The sequence below is a fragment of the Clostridium coskatii genome, assembly GCF_001675205.1.
GTDB lineage: Bacteria > Bacillota > Clostridia > Clostridiales > Clostridiaceae > Clostridium_B > Clostridium_B ljungdahlii.
Window position 1 is genome coordinate 1 of record NZ_LROR01000056.1, and the last position, 18106, is coordinate 18106.

Consider the following 18106-nt stretch of genomic DNA (forward strand, 5'->3'; position numbering starts at 1 on the left):
TTTATCATGCAGTCAAGGGTGGCGGTTCTAACAATCAAACCTTATTTTAGAAAAAATTCACAATCACCTAAGCTCTTACAAGCATATTTTTTGGAGTTATTTTTTTCATAGCTCACTTTACACTATCTTATTTATATATTAATCAATTATTTTATCAAATAATATAATAATTTATACTTAGTTAGACTAAAAAATAGATTGATTGTTATTTTTTTCACATACTTATTTATTCTTTTTTTACACTTATTTACTTAATTAAGTTAGAATTACACCTTTTATATTATATTTATATACTATAAAAGACCAAACTTCTGCCCTCTGGGGCGAGAAGTTTGGTCCGCGGTACCACCCAATTTTTTACTTAATTCAATTAACGGCTCTGCCGGTATAACTTACTTATATTTCAGTTAAACAACTCCAGGGTGATTTTCACTAGCTAATAATTTATGAGCTTTCACCTAACCTCATTCTCTTTGAAATCTTTCACTAATTACTCTTCCCTATCCTAATTTTTACTATATAATTTTCAATTTAATTACACTTTCACATTTAGTATATGTTTTAATAATACTATCTTATTTTTTAAATGTCAATAACTTTTTTAATTTTTTAGAAAATAAATTCAAAAATATACATAAATCCCTAAACTGCTAAAAAATCAGGCCATGCTATATAAACATGACCTAATAAGCAGAAATTATTTTGCCGCATCTTGTGTACTTGCCAAATCTTCATCGTTCATAACACTGTGACTATTTCCATATACAAAGTATATTATAAGTCCAACAACAAGCCATACTGCAAATCTTACCAAAGTTACCTTTTGCAGATTGATTATTAAGAAAGCACAAGCTATCATAGCAAAAATAGGTGTAACCGGTGAAAATGGAACTTTAAATGATCTAGGTCTATCCGGTTCTCTTTTTCTTAAAACTATAACTGATGCAGATACTATTATAAATGCTGCTAGTGTACCTATATTAGTTAGTTCTGAGACAACACTTATTGGTGTAAATCCAGCTATTATCATAGTTATAATGCCAACAAGTAAAGTACTTTTTACAGGTGTATGGAATCTTTGATTAACCTGTCCAAATACTCTAGGTAAAAGTCCATCCCTTGACATTGCAAACAATACACGAGTTTGACCAAATAGCATAACAATTAAAACTGAAGTCAATCCACAAATTGCTCCAACTGAAACTAAAGCTGATCCCCAATTTATTCCTACCTGCTGAAGTGCAAAAGCTACTGGAGCTGCTGTATCTTTAAATTTCAGATATGGAACCATTCCTGTTAATATAGCTGATACTGCAATATATAATACAGTACAAATTATCAAAGATGCTATAATTCCTTTAGGTAAATCCTTCTTTGGATCCTTTACTTCTTCTGCTGCAGTGGAAACTGCATCAAATCCTATATAAGCAAAGAATATTACTGACGCTCCTGAAAAAACTCCACTCCACCCATAAGGCATAAATGGATGCCAATTTGCAGGATGAACATGTCTAACACCTAACACTATAAATAAAAGTACTACTGCTAATTTTATAGCAACTATTATATTATTTGTAGTTGCACTTTGTTTTACACCTGCTACCAATATACCTGTTATTACTACAAGTATAGCTACTGCAGGTAAATTTACTAGTCCACCTTCAAAAGGTGCTTTTGTAATAATATCCGGAAGTTTTATACCTAAATCGCCTAAAATACTAACAAAATATCCACTCCATCCAATTGCAACTGTGCCAACTGAAAAAGCATACTCAAGAATTAAATCCCATCCTATGATCCAGGCCCAAAATTCTCCAAGTGCCGCATAACCATAAGTGTATGCACTTCCTGCTACAGGAACCATTGCTGCTATCTCTGCATAGCAAAGTGCTGCAAATCCACAAGCAAGTCCTGCTATAATAAATGAAATTACAAGTGCTGGTCCAGAATATTTTGCTGCCGCTATTCCTGTCAGTACAAATATCCCTGTACCTACTATCGCCCCTATACCTAACATAGTAAGTTCGAAAGCTCCTAATGATTTCTCTAAGGAATTTTTTCCCTTAGTCTCTGCCAAAAGACTTTCGATGGGTTTTGTTCTAAAAATATTTTTCATACGTCAATTGCCCCCCTAAATTTAACTGAAAAACAACACTGTCATTTTATAATGTCATGCCAGTATTATTTCTAAAAATGAATTTATTATTAATAATACCACCATTTTTTATACAATTCAATATGATTTTATGATTTTTACATATATTTTTTTAATGTTTAATAATTTTAATAGGTGTATATTTGTAATTATTTAATATGCACTTATACATTGAAATGCATACTTTTAGTTTATTCAATTATGCAAAATGCATAGATTATACAATTTATTTATGAATTATATTTATCTGAATATTTAAAAAATAAATTTATTTTATACTGTTCTGTACAGTTTGTGAATTTTTTATATTCTTTATTGGTTATATATCATTTGTATAACAACAGTAAAAAACTAGGTATAGCAAATTTACTATACCTAGTTTTTTAGGCGGAGTTAAACTCCACCTAATATTAAACTAATATTAAATTTTATATATCTCTTTACATAGCACTTTCGTCAATTGAATTATCTCCACTTACAGTGCTGTGTTTATACCCATATACAAAGTATAATACGAGTCCTATAACAAGCCACACTGCAAATCTTACCAAAGTTATCTTTTGCAGATTGAATATTAAGAAAGCACAAGCTGCCATAGAAAGAACAGGTGTAACCGGTGAAAACGGAACTTTGAATGTTCTAGGTCTATCTGGTTCCTTTTTCCTTAAAACTATAACTGATGCAGATACTATTATAAATGCTGCTAGCGTACCTACGTTAGTCAATTCGGAAACAACGCCTATTGGTGTAAATCCAGCTACTATCATAGTTATAATACCAACAAGTAAAGTACTTTTTACAGGTGTATGGAACCTTTGATCAACGTGTCCAAATACTCTAGGTAAAAGTCCATCCCTTGACATTGCAAATAATATACGAGTTTGACCAAACATCATAACAATTAAAACTGAAGTCAGTCCACAAATTGCACCAACTGAAACTAAAGCTGATCCCCAATTTATTCCTACCTGCTGAAGTGCAAAAGCTACTGGAGCTGCTGTTTCTTTAAATTTCAGATATGGAACCATTCCTGTTAATATGGCTGATACTACAATATATAACACAGTACATATTATTAAAGATGCTATAATTCCTCTAGGTAAATCCTTCTGTGGATTTCTTACTTCTTCTGCTGCAGTAGAAACTGCATCAAATCCTATATAAGCAAAGAATATTACTGATGCTCCTGAGAAAACTCCCTTCCATCCATAAGGCATAAATGGATGCCAATTTGCAGTATTAACATGGCTAACGCCTAATACTATGAACAAAAGTACTACTGCTAACTTTATAGCAACTATTATATTATTTGTAGTTGCACTTTGTTTTACACCTGCTACCAATATGCCTGTTATTACTACAAGTATAGCTACTGCAGGTAAGTTTATTAGTCCGCCTTCAAAAGGTGCTTTTGTAATAGCTGTTGGAAGTTTTAGTCCCAAATCAGCTACAATACTAGTAAAGTAGCCGCTCCATCCAATTGCAACTGTGCCAATTGCAAAAGCATACTCAAGAATTAAATCCCATCCTATGATCCAGGCCCAAAATTCTCCAAGTGCCGCATAACCATAAGTGTATGCACTTCCTGCTACAGGAACCATTGCTGCTATCTCTGCATAACAAAGTGCTGCAAATCCACAAGCAAGTCCTGCTATAATAAATGAAATTACAAGTGCTGGTCCAGAATAGTTTGCTGCTGCTATTCCTGTTAATACAAATATACCTGTACCTATAATTGCGCCTATGCCTAGCATAGTAAGTTCAAAAGAGCCTAATACTTTGGACAAGCCATCCTTTCCTTTAGTCTCTGCTAAAAGGCTTTCAATAGGCTTGGTTCTAAAAATATTTTTCATACAGTATCTCCCCCTTATAAATAAAATGAATAATAAATTATTTTTAAAATGAATATTTTATTAATCATATCATCATTTTTTGTATAATTCAATATCATTTAATAAAATTGTTGCAAAAAATAATAGGTATTTTTATAACATTGTAAAATAATCCTTGCTATTTTATCTTTATTAGAAAATATGCTTATATTTTTTTGAATTGAATTTTTTTGCTTTATTCAATAATTTCTCTGGTATCTATTATATAATTCCTCATTTTAATTCAACTTATACATGAAAATCTTTTAACTATAGGACAGAGGACAATTGACAGTGGACAGTTAAGGATGATTTTTCTCCGCTATACTACGAAAAATCTTCAATTTGAAAGAAACTTATGTTCTTTTATTTTTAATTGGTGCTCTTTTAGTAAGTAATTATCTGAAAATCATACATTTTAGATACCTACTTAAGCGATATTTTGCTTTAGCAAAACAAGCTTAAAAATAAATTAGTTTTCTGATGTACAGAGGAAAACTCACCTTCATTGTCCTCTGTCAATTGTCCTCTGAAAAGTTGCTTCGCAATATTTTATATTAATTCAAAATTTTATATGTGCTAAAGTTGGGTAAAAGTTAAATATGCAAGTCCAAGTCCATCATATTCCTTATTGGAACTATAATTGGACTTTTAGCATTGATTAAAATCAGTCAAAAGTGTTATTTTACATGATATTATCTATCGTGAATTGGATGAATGATATTTTTGGCAAAAAAAATATGAATAAATTCATATTTTTGCTTGCAATTAGCCTTACATTTTAATATAATATAGTTATGAAATTTAGATATAAATGTGAGGTGAGGCAAATGAATATAATTTCTAGTTTTAAGTTTCAATTAAATAAGGATAGGGTTATAAAGATGGTGCAATCTTATGGTAAAATGCCTCAATATAATGACCTAGATAAGATGTACAAAAATTTACTACCTATACTAAAAGATCATTCAAATCCACTGGGAATTTTCAAGATGGAAGAAAAAGATGAAAGTATTAATTTAAATATGTTATCTAAATGCAAGTTTACAATATATTGTCTAATAACTTTAGGAGAAAAATGCACTAATAAAATAAATGAAATGTTTGAAAACGGCAACTTTTATGAAGCCTTGCTACTAGATTCCATGTCTAGTAATTACCTATTCAACATGAGTTCTCAACTACATCATATTATATGCAGCAAAGCTTCTAAAATAAATTTAGGTATTACTCATAAAGTAGCTCCTGGCGATGGAGAAATAGAATTAGAGTATCAAAATAATATTTTAAGCAAACTGAAAGATGCCGAATTTCACAATGTTAAGATGGTAAATAATTGTGTATATCCTCATAAATCCTTAACTTACGTTTATGGAGCTGACGCAAGCATATCTGTAAATGGAGATGACCACTGCTGTTCAAGGTGCAGCAATATATTTTGCAGTATGCGTCATATAGAAAAGGCTATTAATTGTGCTTAATAAGTTATTAATATAACATGTGTATCAAAAATGGTATGGTATATTTTAATAAAATATACCATACCATTTTTAATGCAATTTAATTCAATATTATTTAGCTAAATTTAATATTTTTACAATATCATCTTTATTTAATTTTACAAATTGTCCTACAGTTTTAGTTCCATTATCCGTGCACTTATTAGCCATTTCTTCAATTTTATCTTCTCCTATACTTCCTTCTTTTAAAGTTACAGGTAACCCCATGCTCTTGAAAAATGCTGTCATTCTCCTTATGCCTTCAAGTACAATATCTTCGCAGGAACTATAAGATAAATCTACATCCCATACCCTTACTGCAAATTGTACAAATCTATTGATATCGTGTTTATATACATATTTCATCCATGCAGGAAATACAATTGCAAGTCCTGCTCCATGGGCAATGTCTGTTTCCCCACTCAATTCATGTTCAATTTTGTGAGAAGCCCAATCACCTATTCTACCCGCACTAAGCACATCATTATGAGCTATAGTACCGGTCCACATAATTTCTGCCCTAGCATCATAGTTTTTGGGATCTTTTAAAACTATTGGGGCATTATTTATAACATTTCTAAGTGCAGCTTCGCAAAGCCTATCAGTTATATCTACATGTTTCACATTTGTAAAATATCTTTCCATTATATGTGCCATAATGTCACAAGCACCACAAGCAGTTTGATACTCTGGTAGTGTAAAAGTAAGTTCAGGATTCATAATTGAAAAAGCAGGTCTTATAAGTACTGTATTTAATCCTTTTTTAAACCAACCATCTTCATTCATAATAACAGAACTATTACTAGATTCTGTACCTGTAGCAGGTAATGTTATTACAACTCCTACAGGAAGAGCCTCTTTCACTTCAGCTTTGCCCGTATAAAAATCCCATACGTCTCCTTTATAAGGTACTCCTACAGCAATAGCTTTAGCCGTATCTGCTGAACTTCCTCCTCCTACAGATAGTACAAATTTTATATTATTTTCTCTACATAGTCTTATACCTTCTTTAACAGGTCCTAATCTTGGATTAGGTTTAATTCCTGGAAGTTCTATAAATTCAATTCCATTTTCTTTTAAGGACTTTATAACTCTATCATATAGACCAGATCTTTTTATGCTTCCTCCCCCATAGCAAAAGAGTATTTTATCTGACTTTGAATACTCCTTTACTTTACTTCCTACAAGATTTTCGGTATCCTTACCAAAAATAATTTCTGTAGCATTTTTAAAAATAAAGTTTTCCATAATAACATCCCTCACTTACTAATTTTTCTGATTATGCTAAACAATAAAATAATCTTTATCATTTTAACTTCAATTTGGCTAATGCATCTGCTAAAGCTGAGTTCATTGGAACTTCACTTTCTTTTTTCATCTTCTTCATATAATTTGCTACGTCTCTTTTACTGTTCTTGCCTTGCTTATTATCAAATCTTTTATTAAAGGATGATGCCTTCTCTCTAAAATTACAATTATTATTTATGCAAACATAAACTTGGCCGTCTCCATGTCCTCTAAGTTCCAATTTTTTATGACATTCAGGACATCTTGCATTAGTTAATTTTGCTAAATTTTCTCTATGGCCGCAAGCCCTATCTTGGCACACAAGCATTCTTCCATGCTTTCCATTTACCTCAAGCATATATTTACCACATTCAGGACATTTAGCTCCTGATAAATTGTCATGTCTAAATTTATCATGGCTTCCTTTTACATCTTCCACAAGCTTTACTGAATAATTCCTCATATTACCTATGAAGCTTTTATCATTTAGTTTTCCCTTACTTATCAGATTCAAGTCAGTTTCCCATTTTGCAGTTAAAAGTGGTGATTTTAAATCTTCTGGAACCAATTCCACAACCTGCTTTCCTTTAGAAGTTGGGATTATTTCCTTACCTTTTTTCTCTATATAAAAAGTATTGAATAATTTTTCAATTATATCAGCTCTTGTAGCAACTGTTCCAAGTCCACCTGTTTCTCCAAGAGTTTTTGCGTATTCCTTATTCATGTTAATATATTTTTGTGGATTTTCCATGGCAGATAACAACGTTCCTTCATTAAATCTTGCAGGTGGTTTAGTCTGTCCCTTATGCATTTTAACTGCTGTAAGCTTTATACTATCTCCTCTATTTAAGTTCGGAAGTACCTGTTCCTTTAATTGATTTTCATGCAGCCCATCATTATCATCAAAGTCTTCATTCTTATCATATACAGCTTTCCATCCCTTTGATTTAATTACCTTTCCACTAGCTGCAAAGTTTTCTCCATTAATTTCTGCCTTTACAGTTGTTTGCACATATTCAAAAGGAGGAAGCATAACACTTAAAAATCTCTTAACTACTAAATCATATACTTTTCTTTCTTCATTACTTAACTTTGAAAGAATAACTTTTTCCTCTGTTGGAATTATAGCATGATGGTCTGAAACTTTACTATCATCTACAAAGCCCTTATGTGCTCTTATTTTCCCTCTCATAATTTCCATGGCAAATTTGCTATAATTTCCTACTGATATTGCTTTTAATCTCTCTGGCAGAGTAGGCACTATATCCGCTGAAATATATCTTGAATCCGTTCTTGGATAAGTTAAAAATTTATAATTCTCATACAATCTTTGCATTATAGAAAGTGTCTGCTTTGCAGAGTAACCAAAAAGTCTATTAGCATCTCTTTGAAGCTCTGTTAAATCATAAAGTGCTGGTGCATATTTTTTCTTATCGCTTTTTATTACATCAAGTATTTTGCCATTTTGACCATTAACTTTTGATACTACTTTATTTGCAAAGTTTTCATCAAAAGTATTAAAATGTCCATTACCATTTTGCCATTGAAGAGTATATCCATTAGCATTTCCAATTATACTGTAATAATCCTTTGGTTTAAAGTTTTTAATTTCCTCTTCTCTATGAACAATCATAGCTAGAGTTGGAGTCTGAACTCTTCCTGCTGAAAGCTGAGCATTATGCTTACAAGTTAATGCTCTTGTAACATTAAGTCCTACAATCCAATCTGCTTCTGCTCTACACTGTGCTGCCCTATATAAGTTATCATATTGTGATGAAGGTTTTAAATTTCTGAAGCCTTCGTTAATAGCTTTATCTGTTTGAGAAGAAATCCAAAGTCTTTTTATAGGCTTATTTACTCTAGCCTTTTCAATTATCCATCTTGCTACTAGTTCCCCTTCTCTTCCAGCATCTGTAGCAATAACAATTTCTGTTACATCTTTTCTATTTAATTGTTCTTTTACTGCATTAAATTGTTTTCCAGTTTGTTTTATAACTACAAGCTTTAAATACTTAGGAAGCATTGGTAGATCTTCTAGCTTCCAAGTTTTATATTTATCATCATAAGCTTCTGGATCTGCTAAAGTAACTAAATGGCCCAAAGCCCAAGTTACAATATACTTTTCCCCTTCTAACCATCCATTGCCCTTTTTACGACATTTTAAGACCCTCGCAATTTCTCTTCCTACAGAAGGCTTTTCAGCTAATACCAGTATTTTACCCATATTTATTTCCTTTCATGCTTTATTAATATCATTATATTTGTCTTTATTCATTAAATACAAAACAATGTTGGTTTAAAATTTGCTATATTGTAAAAACTTCTATTTCATATTATACGATTTATTATACCTCTTTACAAGTTGAGCAGCGTGAATAGCTTCAGACTACCCATATGTGGGGTCTCTAATCTGAAAGTTAACTTATGCAATATTTTTAAAGAACAAAGTTCAAATTTCAATTAGGGGCTCTACATATAGATCATGTAGAGTTAATTATCTATATATTCTAACTTAAAAATCAACTTATACGTAGTATAAGTTGATTTTTTGTTTAAAATATATTTTCAAACATTAGTCTGGGTAATTCAGGTTTTTATCTGTGATATTTGTTAAAACTTCCTTTAGAAATTTATTTGCCAGATATTTTGCCATAGAAAGATTCATATCTAAATAATTTCCACAATCCTTTGCCGCTGCTCCAGGTACATCTCCTTCAAAGTCTGCAATAAACTTATACATTTCCTTAAGTAAATCCACTACATCTGCTGATTTATAATCTCCTTCTAGTATTAAATAGAAGCCTGTCCTACACCCCATAGGTCCAAAGTACACAGTTTTAGATCCATACTCTTTATGATTTCTCAAAAAAGTTGCGCCTAAATGTTCAATAGTATGAACTTCTGCTGTATTCATAACAGGCTCAAAATTTGGTCTTGTCATTCTTATATCAAAAGTAGTCAGGACTACATCTTTAAACTTATCTTTTCTCGATACATAAACACCTGGCTGTAACTTTAAATGATTAACTGTAAAACTTGCAATTTTTTCCATTGCCTATCGCCTCCTAAAACTAATTGTATATTAGCATTTATATCCTCTTGCGTCAAACAATTATCTCTTTTCAACTGCAATGATCATAGGTGGATTATTAATCTGATTTGTAAAACATAAATTTACTACATTATATTCCTTCTGATTTAATTTTTCTGTATATTTTTCCAGTTCTTCTTTTTCAAACTTTCCCTCTTCATGTCCGTAATATACAACTAAAATTATTATTCCATTTTTACATATTAAATTCAAAGCTTTTTTAAGTGCCACTAGTGTAGTTGCTAATTTTGTTGTAACAGAATGTTCCCCTTTAGGCAAATACCCCAAATTGAAAATAACGAGATTTACTTTATCTTTTACATATTTGTCCATGTTTTCATGACCATCATGTATTAATTTTACCCATTCAGATACATTGTTTTTCATTAACTTTTCCCTTGTATTTTGAAGGGCAGTTTCCTGTATATCAAAAGAATAAACTTTTCCAGAACTTCCTACAAGTTCTGCTAGAAGTTCCGTATCATTTCCATTTCCCATAGTAGCATCAACTGCTATATCACCTTTATTAAGTTTTCTTTTACATATATCCCTAGCTATATTAACTGCATTTGTAAAATAATTTTGCATCAAGTACCAGCTCCATAACCTTTACTAAAATATTATAGTAATAATTTCTATATCATATTATACATCTAATCTGTAAATTTAAAAGCCCATACTTTCCTTTATCTATATATCAAGTAAAAATATATCATATCAACCTAACTTTTTCACTTTTTTCTATTTGTACAACTTTACCATCTTGAATAACTAAAGTTATTGATCCATAGTTAACTACTTTTAGCATATCCAACAATCTATCTAGATCCTTTTCTGAAATACCCCGGCAGAGTCTTTTTTTATCCACTATTATCCCTCCCCAATATAAAATTTCCTAAATAAAAAAACTTCCTGCAGATGAAATGCAAGAAGTTATTAATTTCCTCTAAGCTCTCATCTTTCAGGTATATATTCCTGTTGGAATTAGCACCTTGAATATATTTCACTATATCCAGGTTGCCGGGCATCATAGGGCCAGTCCCTCCGCCACTCTTGATAAGAATAATATTAAATTATTATAATTATACAATATTATTATCCATTTATCAACGTCTAATTTTTCTCTCATTTTATTTATGATTGAATTGTGATAATGTTTAGTATACCGCATTTGATCATATCCCAGATAAATTAATAAAGTTAAATAAAAACCCTTTTTTACAGAATAAATTTGATAAAAAAGGGTTATATCTACTGTAGTTACATGACTTCCTCTCTCATCTTCCTCCAAGTTACTTCAACCAAAAGCAGGAACTAGGACCTTTCAAGCAGATGAGCTTTAAAGCTGCAGAGAATTCAAAACTTTTATCACTACGTTTGGGGCAGTTATATAAATTTAAGCACTGGCACTAACTATAGTAGTATATATTTTTTCAAGCAGAGTAAGAGCTCCTCTGTAACCTATATATGATTTTGATATAACCACCTCATAGGATGCTGGAAATCCTATTTCCACTATAAATCCCTTTAGTTCTTTAGCCAAATCTCTTTCCCAAGTAGTACCAAAAATAATAGGAGGCTTGTGTCCAAAATCAGTTTTTCTCAACTTATCATGTATTGTATAGCTATCTTCTTCAAATTCCACATCTGTTGAAACATCCTCTGCTATATTTTTATACTGCTCTTTTATAAGATCTCTATATCTTTCTGGTGGATTATCAGTAATAATTTGTTTTGCAGGTATAAGTCCAAGCTGATTTATTAAAAATTTTGTTACCGCCAAATTATAGGCACTGTCACCTACAACTGCAAATTTAGCAGGTAGTCCCCACCAATACTCTGCATAAAAGTCAGAAAAATCTTCCAGATACTCATAATATTTTCTTTCTTCCTTCTCAATAAATTCTTCTGCCTTATTTTTATCTATGCCTGCAAAATCCACTACCTTTCTTAAGAAGCTGCTTGTTTCCTTTGCTCCTATAGGGATTGTAGGAATATGCAGATATGGCTGTCCATACTTCCTTTTTAAATGTTCTGCAGTTTTAAGTCCAAGCCATGGGGAAAGCACAAGGTTAAACTGTGCCTTTTTGATATTTTTCCATTCTGAAACTCCACTACTCTCATGTCCAAATAAAATATTAACTTCAAAACCTACACCTTCCAGAATTCTTTTAATTTCTGTAAGGTCTCCCCTCCAAAAAGTATTATGATATGGAAGAAGAGACCAGACATTTACAAGTCCTTTTTTCAAAGGTCCTTTATAATCTCCTACATACTGATCAATAATAGCTTCTGTTACAAGCTCATGTCCAATAAAATTATTTCCTTTGAATCCTCCTGTTTCAGCATATACTACAGGAAGATTTCTATCTTGAAATTCACTTACTACAGCTCCTACATCATCTCCTACAGTATCTGGTATACATCCTGTCATAACTACAAATAAATCTGCATCAAGAACTTTAAAGGATGACTCAATTAATTCCCGCAGCCTATCTTCGCCTCCAAATACAACTTCTTTTTCATGTATATTGGTACTTGGTACAACAGATGCTCCCCCATAGCCTCCTCCTTGAAATCCATTATAAAAAGATATATTGGAAGTTTGCTTATCTGCACATCCAGGACCGCAGTGAGTAATTGGAATAACCCTTGGAATTGCAAAGGCACTGTGCATTGCCCCAATGGCACATCCATATCTTACCTGTTCTATTGAATTTGATTTTTCTACATTTTTTGTATTTGTCACTATTTTCACTCCTATTCCACTGCATAATTTTGCTTTTCAAGTATATATGGATCTTTCTGATCAAGCCACCATTTTGTATAAGGCAATTTTACATGTTCTTTCAAATCTTGATGAAACTTTTTATGAGCTAATATTTCAAGAATGGTTTCCCCTAAATTTAAAATTCCCTGATAACCTACAGCATGATGCTCATCACCAAGCGGTGCTGCTGGAATTCCCATACGAGATGCAAGAGGTGCCAATCCATTATGTCTTATAAGAATAAAATCTGGATTAACTTCTTTTAATAGACCATAAAATTGATACTGCTGTCTGTTGCTCACACTAAATTTAGGAACATCATCATAGTTATCTACTAAAAATTTCAGAGAGTCCTTATTGGGATCATTGCTGTCATATACAGGATCATGATGAAATACAAGAGAACCATCCACTTGAACTCCTAGTTCTTTAAGTACTGCAATAAGTCCATGGGAATATGCCGAACCTGTAGCTGCATAACCTTTTTTCCCTTTTAGAAGTTCCCTAAGCTCTTTTAGCCTTGGTGCTATTCTCTTATGTTCTCTCTCTATATAAGCTTCTGCCTTTTCTTCCCTATGGGTAACTTTCGCAATTTCTCTTATCCAGGCATCAGTTCCTGCAATTCCATAAGGCTGTGGAGCTTTAACCTCCGGTACTCCAAACTGTTCTTCCAGAACAGCTGCCATATAAGAAGACAATGTATGGCAAAATGTAACAGTTGCAGCAGCCTCTGAAAGCTTCTCCAAATCTTCTACTTTAGCTAAATCAATAACATAATTTACTTCTAGACCAAGTTCTTTTAGTATAGGAGTAAACACATCACTTCCCCAGAGATTAATTACATTTATAAGATTTTCTTGTTTCTTAGGATTTTTCTTTACTATTTGTCTTAAAATACCGTGTTGTGTAGCATCAAAACCTGTACTCCAGTGCTTTGACATAAAGCCTTCACATGGCATTGGTATAACAGGTATTTTAAGTTCTTCTTGCATTTTAACTGCAACACTGTCTACATCCTCGCCTATAATTCCAGAAGCACATGAAGTGCCAACAAAAATTGCTTTAGGGTGATGTCTATTCCATGCATCTCTTATAGATTGCTCTAATTTGCCAAGTGCACCAAATACCATATCAGTTTCTTTTATATTAGTATTTATTATTTGTATATTTTCAATAGGTAACTTTCTAATGGCAAGACCATTTCTATATATAGAATTATAAGCTACCTGTCCTGTTCCACAACCTATTGGTGCATGTTGAATTAATACTGCGTCTCTTACATTTCCAGCCTGACATTCTACCATTTGTTCACTGCAGGTTGAACCTTGTGTAAATGGTCCTGAGGCTTCACACAATCTTTTTCCTCCATTTCCCTTGCAGCCTGCACATGTATAGGCAGAATCCCTGGAAAGCTCAGAAGCTTTTCCAGTTTTCCATCCAATAATAGTTCCAAGTCGCTGCTCACGTGTCTTTACTACTGAACTTTTAAGATTAAATTTCATTAATTTTACCTCCTCATTGAATTTCTAATGATGATATTTTACACTACCTGCTCTACCAGTCCATGAGCTAAAAATATTTCTTCCAGCTTTTTTTGTGACATTGGCTTTGGAATTACAAAATTTTTGTTCTTTTCTATTGCCTCTGCCAGGGATCTATATTCTCTTGCCTGGTTTGATTCAGGATCAAATTGTATTACTGTTTGTTTATTGATTTCTGCCCTTTGAACTACATTATCCCTTGGTACAAAATAAATAAGCTGTGTACCTAGTTCCTCTGCAAATGCCTCCAAAAGCTCTTTTTCATTGTCTACCTTTCTGCTGTTGCATATGATTCCACCTAGTCTAACTCCTCCTTTATTTGCATACTTTTTTATTCCCTTTGATATATTATTTGCTGCATACAGTGCCATCATTTCACCGCTGGCCACGATATATATTTCTTTTGCTTTTCCTTCACGAATTGGCATAGCAAACCCTCCGCATACAACATCACCTAAAACATCATAAAAAACATAATCCAGATCTTCTGTATATGCTCCAAGTCTTTCAAGCATGTTTATGGAAGTTATGATACCTCTTCCTGCACATCCTACCCCCGGTTCAGGTCCTCCTGATTCTACACATTTTATACCATTAAAGCCTTCTTTTAATATATAATTTAAATCTACATCTTCACCTTCTTCTCTCAACGTATCAAGTACTGTCCTCTGTGCAAGTCCTCCCAAAAGCAGCCTTGTAGAATCTGCCTTTGGATCACATCCAACTACCATAACCTTTTTTCCTATTTCAGATAAACCTGCAGTTAAATTTTGTGTAGTTGTAGATTTACCTATTCCACCTTTTCCATAAATAGCTATTTGTCTCATTTATATATTCCTCCTAATTTAAAAATAAAAAAATAGAGGCTAAATAAAATGTAAATTCTATTTAGCCTCTGGTTTTCCAGTCAACTAATAATTATTTTACTCATCTTTTTTAAGTAATTTTGCAGCTTTTCTTATACCTTCATTTATTTCCTGGTACATTTGAAATAATCTTATTCCCTTTTCATGTAGTCTATCTATAGGTTCAAATCCTGCTCTAACCACAAGTACTGCGTTACAGTCAATTACACTTTTTATTATATTTTCTATTCTATCTTCATGTTCTCCACAATCATATCCCCCACTGCAGTATCTATTTACCTTTCTCTTTTCTTTAAATTTGATTTCATCATTTATCACATCATATATATAAAATTCTGTTGCATGTCCAAAATGTTCATCTATACTTACACCTGATTTGCTTGCAACAGCAAACCTATACTTATGGCTTTTCAATTGAATTACATTTTTATCCTCTAAGTTGTTTTCACTGTTTTGTGAGCTTTCTGTGCTTTCTCTAAACTCGCCTGATACATCATTATCCAAGGTTCCTATAGCATCTGCCCTGCACTGCCTGCAGTGATACATCTGTTTTAATGTTAACTCACAATCTCTTCTCATATCATTCAATTCCACTTCAGTTACTGTAGGATTATTCTCAAATACACTTCCCTTAACAGGTATAAGAGGCATAATATTCGTCATATATGCTCCACATTCCTTAACTTTCTTTACTATTTCAGGGATATGCAGATCATTAATTCCCTTTATCATAACTATATTTACTTTGCATACTATTCCTTTTTGTGCAGCATATTTAAGTCCTGACAATTGATTATTTAAAAGTACTCTTCCTGCCTCTTCTCCAACAAAAGTATCTCCTAAATAGTTTACAAATTTATATACTTTTCTACCTATTTTAGGATCAACTGCATTTATAGTTACAGTTAAATGTGTAACTCCTAATTCTATTAATTTGTCTGCATAAAAAGGAAGCATTAAACCATTAGTTGAAAGACAAAAAGTAATATCTTTTGATTCTTTCTTTATTAATTCTATGGATTTTTTAGTCTCATCAAAATTTGCAAGAGGATCGCCAGGCCCTGCTATACCTACTACTGTCAAATTTCTTACCTTATCCCTCACTATTTTAAATTTGTCTCTAGCTCCTTCAGGTGTTAGCACTTCACTTGTTACTCCAGGTCTGGTTTCATTTACACAATCATATTTTCTGTTACAAAAATTACAACTTACATTACACTTTGGAGCCACAGGTATATGCATTCTTGCATATTTATGGGCAATACAATTATAACAAGGATGTGTAAGTGTCTTTTCACTAATAGATTTTGTTGCAAGCTCTTTACTCATATTTTATTATCTCCTTTTCTACATCAAGTGATTCTTAGATTCAGGTGGAGTTTGCTTATAAGGAATACATTTTCTCCATCTGAACCTTAGAAGAACTTATCCAGGCGCGTAGCAGTGCTTATCCCCCGCTTTGAAAAAATGGGGGTGTTAGCAATGGTAGCGATCGGATAAAAAAGGCCAAAGCAATATTTAAATTACTTTAGCCTTCAGTTTTCTGATCAACTAAATTTTTAAGGATAAACTACTATCCAATTCTTTTTTTATTTCATTAACTTTATCAAGTCTTTCCCAAGGAAGATCTATATCAGTTCTCCCGAAATGGCCATAAGCAGCTGTTTTTTTATATATAGGTCTCCTTAAATCCAGATCTCTTATAATTGCCCCAGGTCTTAAATCAAAAAGTTTATTTATAATTTCTAATATTTTATCTTTGCTAATCTTTTCTGTATTAAAAGTATCTACACTAATTGATACCGGTCTTGCAACTCCTATGGCATAAGCAATTTCTACTTCTATTTTATCTGCAGCTCCTGCTGCTACTAAATTCTTTGCTACCCATCTTGCAGCATAGGCTCCTGATCTATCAACTTTCGTTGGATCTTTTCCAGAAAATGCACCACCACCATGTCTTCCATATCCTCCATAGGTATCAACTATTATCTTTCTACCTGTAAGACCTGAGTCGGCTTCAGGGCCTCCTTTTACAAATCTTCCTGTTGGATTTACAAGATATCTTGTATTTGAATCAATAAATTTATGTGGTATTACACTTTTAATAACGAATTCTATCAAATCTTTTTCAATTTTATCATGAGTTATATTCTCATCATGTTGAGAAGAAATTAATACAGTATCCACTCTTACAGGTTTTTCACCTTCATATTCCACTGTAACCTGGGTTTTACCGTCTGGCCCTAAATATGGTATTATACCGTTTTTTCTTACTTCTGCAAGTTTTCTCGATAGCTTGTGTGCCAGTGCTATAGGCAGTGGTAGATATTCTGGAGTTTCATTTGTAGCAAATCCAAATACCATGCCCTGATCTCCTGCCCCAATTGATTCAATATTATCTTTTTCACCCTTTCTTGATTCTAAAGATTCATCAACTCCAAATGCAATATCAGAAGATTGTTCATCTATAGATGTTATTACAGCACAATTGCTTGCATCAAATCCAAATCTTGAATTTTTATATCCTATATCACTTATGGTTTTCCTGACTATTTTAGGTATATCCACATATGCTTTAGTAGATATTTCACCTACTAAAATTACCAATCCTGTATTTACAATTGTCTCACAGGCAACTCTCCCATACTTATCTTTTTCAATAATGGCATCCAATATTGCATCTGATATTTGATCACAAATCTTATCTGGATGACCTTCTGTCACTGATTCTGATGTAAATAATCTTCCCATTTCTATCATCCTCCAATAAATTTTTACTTAACTGCATCTTAGTCCATTGATTATTTAAATAAACAAAGTTCTTGGCATAAGATGGAGTTTTAACTCCATCTTATGCTTAGAACTCGTTATCCAGAGACGTAGCTGCTCTTTACTCCCACTTGGATAAGAGGGTAGTATTAGAGCAGGTAGTCATCGGATAAAAAAAGGCCAGGTTTCACACCATAGAAAAATCTTGCCCTCAAAACTTTTCTATGTAAATAAATGAAACTTGACCTCTAGTTTGT

Annotated in this window: 13 protein-coding genes, 1 riboswitch and 1 other annotated feature; of the genes, 1 reads left to right on the plus strand and 12 read right to left on the minus strand. The window is 32.3% G+C overall.

The window, feature by feature from the left end; translation table 11 throughout:
• Positions 1-316: 316 nt before the first annotated feature.
• Positions 317-516: a binding site (T-box leader), on the minus strand.
• Between the two features lie 181 nt (positions 517-697).
• Both CLCOS_RS13945 and CLCOS_RS13950 read right to left on the minus strand, forming a co-directional pair.
• Positions 698-2116, minus strand: a complete 1419-nt coding sequence (locus tag CLCOS_RS13945) for an amino acid permease (protein WP_063601652.1) — start codon at positions 2114-2116, stop codon at positions 698-700.
• Between the two features lie 479 nt (positions 2117-2595).
• Positions 2596-4008, minus strand: coding sequence for an amino acid permease (locus tag CLCOS_RS13950; RefSeq protein ID WP_013238992.1), 1413 nt, complete (start codon positions 4006-4008; stop codon positions 2596-2598).
• 848 nt (positions 4009-4856) lie between these two features.
• Between CLCOS_RS13950 and CLCOS_RS13955 the strand changes: the two genes are divergently transcribed.
• On the plus strand, positions 4857-5507 hold the full coding sequence (locus CLCOS_RS13955) for a hypothetical protein (protein ID WP_063601653.1): 651 nt from the start codon (positions 4857-4859) through the stop codon (positions 5505-5507).
• 90 nt (positions 5508-5597) lie between these two features.
• Here the strand turns inward: CLCOS_RS13955 and CLCOS_RS13960 are convergent, their stop codons facing one another.
• The 10 genes from CLCOS_RS13960 to metK all read right to left on the minus strand — a co-directional run bounded on the left by CLCOS_RS13960 (position 5598) and on the right by metK (position 17831).
• Positions 5598-6773, minus strand: coding sequence for an iron-containing alcohol dehydrogenase (locus CLCOS_RS13960; RefSeq protein WP_013238994.1), 1176 nt, complete (start codon positions 6771-6773; stop codon positions 5598-5600).
• 58 nt (positions 6774-6831) lie between these two features.
• On the minus strand, positions 6832-9036 hold the full coding sequence (locus CLCOS_RS13965; protein WP_013238995.1) for a DNA topoisomerase III: 2205 nt from the start codon (positions 9034-9036) through the stop codon (positions 6832-6834).
• A gap of 348 nt (positions 9037-9384) precedes the next feature.
• Entirely contained in the window at positions 9385-9864 is a 480-nt protein-coding gene (locus CLCOS_RS13970) for an S-ribosylhomocysteine lyase (protein WP_063601654.1), read from the minus strand.
• A 60-nt stretch (positions 9865-9924) separates the two neighbouring features.
• Positions 9925-10491: a class I SAM-dependent methyltransferase gene (locus tag CLCOS_RS13975; protein WP_192847915.1), complete on the minus strand. Its 567-nt coding sequence runs from the start codon at positions 10489-10491 to the stop codon at positions 9925-9927.
• 124 nt (positions 10492-10615) lie between these two features.
• Complete coding sequence (locus CLCOS_RS21540) at positions 10616-10774, minus strand: YezD family protein (RefSeq protein ID WP_082853575.1); 159 nt, start codon at positions 10772-10774, stop codon at positions 10616-10618.
• A gap of 80 nt (positions 10775-10854) precedes the next feature.
• Positions 10855-10966: riboswitch (SAM riboswitch) on the minus strand.
• 333 nt (positions 10967-11299) lie between these two features.
• On the minus strand, positions 11300-12652 hold the full coding sequence (locus tag CLCOS_RS13980) for a nitrogenase component 1 (protein WP_063601656.1): 1353 nt from the start codon (positions 12650-12652) through the stop codon (positions 11300-11302).
• An 11-nt stretch (positions 12653-12663) separates the two neighbouring features.
• A complete protein-coding gene (locus tag CLCOS_RS13985) occupies positions 12664-14175 on the minus strand; it encodes a nitrogenase component 1 (RefSeq protein WP_063601657.1) in 1512 nt (503 codons plus the stop codon).
• A 38-nt stretch (positions 14176-14213) separates the two neighbouring features.
• Entirely contained in the window at positions 14214-15041 is an 828-nt protein-coding gene (gene nifH, locus CLCOS_RS13990) for a nitrogenase iron protein (protein ID WP_063601658.1), read from the minus strand.
• A 96-nt stretch (positions 15042-15137) separates the two neighbouring features.
• A complete protein-coding gene (nifB, locus tag CLCOS_RS13995; protein ID WP_063601659.1) occupies positions 15138-16409 on the minus strand; it encodes a nitrogenase cofactor biosynthesis protein NifB in 1272 nt (423 codons plus the stop codon).
• Positions 16410-16631: 222 nt separating this feature from the next.
• Positions 16632-17831, minus strand: a complete 1200-nt coding sequence (metK, locus tag CLCOS_RS14000; protein WP_063601660.1) for a methionine adenosyltransferase — start codon at positions 17829-17831, stop codon at positions 16632-16634.
• Between the last annotated feature and the right edge of the window lie 275 nt (positions 17832-18106).